The following is a 4,726-nucleotide window of genomic DNA, read 5'->3' as shown; positions in this document are numbered from 1 at the left end:
ATTTGCGGAGTAATAAAAAATTTAAACAAAGCTCTATGCAGCGCAAATGGTTTCAATATTGGTTCAACTCTCCTTATTATCATATACTTTACAGTCAGCGCAATGATGAGGAAGCAGAATTTTTAATCGATAATCTTTCTGCTTATCTGAAACCATCTGCAGATTCACGGATCCTGGATATTGCCTGCGGAAGAGGAAGGCATGCCATTTACCTGAATAAAAAGGGTTATGATGTAACCGGAATTGATCTTTCTGAACAAAGCATCCGGTATGCACAGCAATTTGAGCAGAAGAACCTGCATTTCTTTGTGCATGATATGCGCCGATTGTCTTTTATCAATTATTTCGACATCGCGTTAAATCTGTTTACCAGTTTTGGTTATTTCGAAACAGAGAAAGACCATGTCAACGCTTTAAAGTCGTTCAGGAAAGGTTTAAAAGCAGATGGCACCCTGGTGATCGATTATTTCAATACGATAAAGATCGTCAAAAATCTGACCCGACAGGAAACCAAAACACTGGAAGGTATAGAATTTCACCTGCATAAGTTTGTTTCTGAGGGTAAGATCATCAAACATATTAATTTCGAACACAGAGGTAAGGCATTCGCTTTTGAAGAAAGAGTACAGGCTTTTACACTGGAAGATTTTGAAAGGATGTTCCTGAAAAGCGGCCTGCAGATCATTGCCAAATTTGGAGATTATTCTCTGGGTGAATACCATGAAACACAATCAGACCGATTAATTTTAGTCTGCAAAAAAGCATGATAGAAACACTCCTGCAATTTGATCATGATCTTTTTTTGCGGATCAACAGGGGCCTTTCCAATGGCTTCTTTGACTGGCTGATGCCTTTGATGCGCAACCGATTCTTTTGGTCACCATTGTATTTGTTCATTATCATTTTCTGTATCAAGGAGTATAAAAAGAAAGGATTTCTCATCATAGGAATGATCTTGCTTACCTTTGCTATTGGCGATGCCTTTTCATCCAGATGTATCAAACCATTTGTAGCGCGGCCAAGGCCGTGCAACGACATTGTTCTCTCTACAGAACTCATTCATAGGGTGCCCTGCGGAAGTGGCTACAGCTTCCCTTCTGCCCATGCCACCAATCATTTTGGAATAGCTGTATTTCTGATCCTTATTTTTTATGACCGCTGGAAACCCATATTGCCCATAGGTCTGGCCTGGGCATTTATTATATCCTTCGCACAAATCTATGTTGGTGTACATTACCCTATAGATACGCTGGCCGGTGCTGTTCTGGGCACCTTACTTGGCCTGCTTACCTCAACTATCTATAAAAAACTGCAAAATCGTATATAAATGGAGATCTGGAAATTATTTGTATTATTCTTTTGTGCCTTTTTTGGCGGAGCAGCAATTTTTCTGGTTAAAAGTGATAAATCACAATTGCTTAAGCTGATCCTTTCTTTCAGCGGAGCTTACCTCTTTGCCATCACGGTTTTACACCTCATTCCTGATGCCTACAGTGGCGCGGATGCCCATGAGATTGGGATCTTTATTCTGATCGGCTTTTTGCTGCAGGTATTTCTGGAACAGTTTTCAGAGGGTGTGGAACATGGACATATACACAAACACAACGAAAATCATATTTTCCCTTACGGAATTATGATCAGTTTATGCCTTCATGCTTTTTTAGAGGGCATGCCTTTGGCCAAAGACCACCACAATGAGTTGATTTTTGGGATTGCCCTGCACCATATTCCTGCTGCTTTTGCACTGGCCAGCATCCTGATGCAAAATCATTACAAAGCCGGAAAGATCCTTTTTTACATTATTATTTTCGCGTTGATGGCTCCACTGGGATTTTATGTCAGTATAGGCCTGAGCAATGGCACCATAGGTGGCGTAGAAGCTTATTTTAATAAGATGATGGGCATTGTGATCGGAATCTTCCTGCACATCTCTACCACCATCCTGTTTGAATCAAGTGTAGACCATAAAGTCAGCAAGCGCAAAATGGTAGCGGTATTGTTGGGGATCAGCATTGCTCTGATCGGCTTTTACAGCTCCGGGCACTAACCCCGCAACTTATCCAGCAGGAGGTTCAATTGCAAGGCTTCCTCTTCGGTAAGGTTGGAAGAAACCATGGCCGACAGATCCACTTCTTCGTCCATTCTTTTTAAAAGCGACAGCCCTTTCCTGCTGATGCGTATGTCTACGGCTCGCTTATCTGTGGTATTGATTTCCTTTTCTACAAGTCCTTTCTGCACCAGCCGATCTACAATCCTGGAGGCATCAGACATTTTATCCATCATCCTCGATTTGATCAGGTTAATTGTAGAGGGCTTGGGATGCTGTCCTCTTAGGATCCGCAGCACATTAAATTGCTGGGTGGTAATTTCATAAGGTGCAACGATCTGTTTCATCTGCTCGGTACACCAGCTATACGTATAAAATACGTTGACTACGGCCTGCTGGAAAACACTTTCAAACCGGGATGTCTTAATTTCTTTCTGCAATTCCATGTGCACTATTTTTCTTTCTTATCTGGAGAACCGCCTTTTTTCTTTCCATATTTCCAAGGACAATGTCTGCATTTATTTTTACAGCAGTATCCTCTTTTGAGGTGGTAAGCTTCAGTAAATACCATAAGTCCTTCCTCATTGAAATAGAAATCTACGCCTTCTTCCATTTAATTAAGCAATTTAACGACCAAACTTTCCTGGTAGTGAAATTTTAACTGGTGACCGCTGCCATGGGTGGTCCAAACTTCCCTCGGTTTGACCTGACTGATGGTATACAAAATATCTTTCCAGTCTGCATGATCTGAAAGATATAACTGCATATGGTTCATTTTCTGCAGATCTTTCCAACCAGTTGCAAATACTTTAATAACGTTGAGTGTCTTTACATTGCTGTTGAAAACCATTGGAGGCACCAGATAAACAACATTCTTTACATTGGCTTTTAATAGGCGCTTATCAAAAATCTCATATGCACCCAGAGACCTCCCCTCCTGTTCATAGATTTTTATGAATGGAAGGATACTATGGTGTACCAATATCTTTTTCCCTTTACAATGCTGGTTCATCAATTCCAGTAGTCTTTGACTTTTTCCAAGGACATAAGCGCCCAGCATAATATTCAGATCGGTTGAGTTCAGCTTTTTAATCTCTTCTCCCGGGTCAGGATGTTGTGTTTCCGGGTTTGCAAAAGTAGTTTCTGTAATCAGTACGTCTGCCTCCACAAATTCAAAAGGCTCGCAGGTCGGGTCTTTTTGCAGTTTAAAATCTCCTGTATAAAGGTATCTGGTTCCCTGATACTCCATCAGGATCTGTGCGGAGCCCAGAATATGTCCGGCAGGAATAAATTGAATGATAACTCCGTTGATCTCAAAAATTTCGTGATAGGCCTTAATATAGAATTCAACTGCTGCCTCTTCCCGGTACCTGTGCTTCATAAATAAAGAGGTGGCCCTGCCACAGTATACTTTTGCATTACCTGGCACGGCGTGATCCCCATGGGCATGGGATATCACTGCATGGCGAACAGGTTCTTTTGGATCTAAATAAAAATCCCCGTAAACACAGTACAAACCGATTTTGGTTTGTACTAAAAAATCCTCTGCTATCATTTAATCCTTTATCTGCAGAAACTGTTGGTGCAGGCTCAGCACCTGTTCTATAACAGAGCTGCTTTCATCATTTACAATAAAAAAATCTGCCATCTTCAGTTTCTGTTCATCTGTATACTGTTTATCCATCCTGGCTTTCACCTGTGCCTGGCTAACCTGATCTCGTGCCATTACCCTAGCCATTCTGACTTCTACCGGGGCGGTGACCAGGATGTTCTTATCACACATCTGGTAGGAACCGCTTTCAAACAGCAAAGCAGCCTCTTTTAAGATATAAGGACAAGTTTCAGGCACCTGTGCTACCCAGGTATCAAAGGCTCTGAATACGGCTGGATGCACCAGTGCATTCAATTTAGCCAGCTGTGCAGCATCATTAAACACAATGCCGGCAATGTATTTATTATTCAGCACGCCATTTTGCTGGTAACTTTCTTCTCCAAAAGTTCCTTTAATGCCTGCAACCAAAACAGGATCGGTAACCATGATCTGCTTGGCTACGTCATCTGCATAAAAAACGGATGTGCCAAGCGCTTCAAAAATATGACAGATGGTGGTCTTACCACTTCCAATTCCTCCTGTAATACCAATCTTTAACATTATTTTTCTATTATAAAATCCAATTTGGAAGGCTCAATTTTAATCACTTTACAATAATCAGGAAAGCGGGACAGCTTAACCCTCAGTTTATGATGCCCCTCTAATTTCCACTCATCCAGATCTACTACTGCATCAATAAAGTCTTCATTGACCTGCTGATAGAAAGATAAGGCTACGAGAAAAGTCAGTCTTATTTTCTTAGGAAACAATTTAACATTCAAATACTGTTTGTTGTTAATGACCTTTACAGGTACGTCTATGGTCTTTTCGGTGAACTCATCTACAGGTATCTTCACTTCAACGCTGGCAGGAAAAATGCTCACATTCTTATAGCTGCTTTGTTTCATGGAAACTCTTGTACTCACCGAGTTCTGAACCGCTTGCATTTTAAGTGTATCGGTTTTCCAGGAGCTGATCTCTTCCAGATCTTTTTCCGGCCCCGAAACAGTGACGTAGGCAGGATTGAGTTCTGTATCGTCAGAAATTCCAAATTGCTCCCTGAACTCCAGCTTAGAAACCAGTTTTAC

At 41.3% G+C, this 4,726-nt stretch carries 8 protein-coding genes; 3 read left to right on the top strand and 5 right to left on the bottom strand.

The window, feature by feature from the left end:
• Window positions 1–35: 35 nt before the first annotated feature.
• The 3 genes from VNZ46_RS26370 to VNZ46_RS26360 are packed head-to-tail and all read left to right on the top strand — an operon-like array spanning window position 36 to window position 2,047.
• Window positions 36–767 carry a class I SAM-dependent methyltransferase gene (locus VNZ46_RS26370; RefSeq protein WP_325564194.1) on the top strand — a complete coding sequence of 244 codons (732 nt, stop codon included), beginning with the start codon at window positions 36–38 and terminating at the stop codon, window positions 765–767.
• Window positions 764–1,327 carry a phosphatase PAP2 family protein gene (locus tag VNZ46_RS26365; protein ID WP_325564192.1) on the top strand — a complete coding sequence of 188 codons (564 nt, stop codon included), beginning with the start codon at window positions 764–766 and terminating at the stop codon, window positions 1,325–1,327. Before VNZ46_RS26370 ends, VNZ46_RS26365 begins: the two co-directional genes overlap by 4 nt.
• A complete protein-coding gene (locus VNZ46_RS26360; RefSeq protein ID WP_325564190.1) occupies window positions 1,328–2,047 on the top strand; it encodes a ZIP family metal transporter in 720 nt (239 codons plus the stop codon).
• Here VNZ46_RS26360 and VNZ46_RS26355 read toward each other — a convergent pair.
• The 5 genes from VNZ46_RS26355 to VNZ46_RS26335 all read right to left on the bottom strand — a co-directional run.
• A complete protein-coding gene (locus VNZ46_RS26355) occupies window positions 2,044–2,493 on the bottom strand; it encodes a MarR family winged helix-turn-helix transcriptional regulator (protein ID WP_325564188.1) in 450 nt (149 codons plus the stop codon). The two genes, VNZ46_RS26360 and VNZ46_RS26355, sit on opposite strands and share 4 nt — an antisense overlap.
• 5 nt (window positions 2,494–2,498) lie before the next feature.
• Window positions 2,499–2,660, bottom strand: coding sequence for a DUF5522 domain-containing protein (locus tag VNZ46_RS26350; protein ID WP_325564185.1), 162 nt, complete (start codon window positions 2,658–2,660; stop codon window positions 2,499–2,501).
• Window positions 2,661–3,602 (bottom strand): exonuclease, encoded by a 942-nt coding sequence (locus VNZ46_RS26345; protein ID WP_325564183.1) that lies wholly within the window; start codon window positions 3,600–3,602, stop codon window positions 2,661–2,663.
• Window positions 3,603–4,199 (bottom strand): dephospho-CoA kinase, encoded by a 597-nt coding sequence (gene coaE, locus VNZ46_RS26340; RefSeq protein ID WP_325564181.1) that lies wholly within the window; start codon window positions 4,197–4,199, stop codon window positions 3,603–3,605.
• A partial coding sequence (locus VNZ46_RS26335; RefSeq protein ID WP_325564179.1) for a CdaR family protein occupies window positions 4,199–4,726 on the bottom strand: 528 nt, incomplete at its 5' end. The genes coaE and VNZ46_RS26335, both read right to left, overlap by 1 nt.

The sequence above is a fragment of the Pedobacter sp. genome (assembly GCF_035566355.1).
GTDB lineage: Bacteria > Bacteroidota > Bacteroidia > Sphingobacteriales > Sphingobacteriaceae > Pedobacter.
The sequence above is the reverse complement of the archived record's forward strand: the minus strand, read 5'-3'. Positions and strand labels throughout refer to the sequence as shown.